General features: G+C 47.3%; 1 protein-coding gene and 1 pseudogene. One reads left to right on the top strand and one right to left on the bottom strand.

Annotated features, from left to right (window positions below; genetic code table 11):
• Positions 1 to 496: MlaC/ttg2D family ABC transporter substrate-binding protein (locus ACTHUR_RS14465; protein ID WP_440399267.1), on the top strand; the 496-nt coding region annotated here is incomplete at its 5' end.
• Positions 497 to 558: 62 nt separating this feature from the next.
• On the opposite strand, the pseudogene ACTHUR_RS14470 reads toward ACTHUR_RS14465, so the two are convergent.
• Positions 559 to 687, bottom strand: a pseudogene (locus ACTHUR_RS14470) (elongation factor P); the annotation flags it as partial.

Raw genomic sequence — 687 nt, forward strand, 5'->3', positions numbered from 1 at the left:
TATTGATGCTGTGTTGAAAATCGCACGCAATACGTCTTTGACAGAGGCGCAACGCGTGAAACAGGTTGAGCAGTATGCCAACCGTTATTTGGATTATGAGCGTATTTCGGCTTTAGCGGTCGGTGCGCCATGGCGTGAATTTTCTGCCAAACAGAAAACCGATTTTATCCGTGCATTCAAAGATATGGTCATTGCGATGTACTCGCATTCCGCGTTAATTGGTGCGGCGGATGCAAATGTGCGCCTGTTGCCGAAGATGACGGCAAACGGCAATAAGTTTGACGTTTTCTCGGAAATTCAAACCAAAAAAGGTACGAAGTATGAAGTGGCTTACCAGCTTTACCAAAGTGGCGGTGTGTATAAGATTTACAACATCCGCGTGGACGGTACCAGCTTGGTAACGGTATACCGCAATCAATTTGGCGAGCTGATTAAGAGCAAAGGCATTGACGGTACGATTGCCACTGTCGAAGCCAAGGGCTTGAAGAAACAATAAGGCAGATTGATAAAAGGCCGTCTGAAACTTGTTTCAGACGGCCTTTTTGTATTACGGGCTGATTAGGCGCGTTTGCGGACTTCGCCGGTACGGGTATCGATTTCGATTTTGTCGCCGTTTTCGATGTAAGACATCACTTGGATTTCAGTGCCGCCGACCAGACGTGCGGTTTTCATCACTTTGCCGGAAGT

The sequence above is a fragment of the Neisseria sp. P0021.S007 genome, from assembly GCF_051956855.1.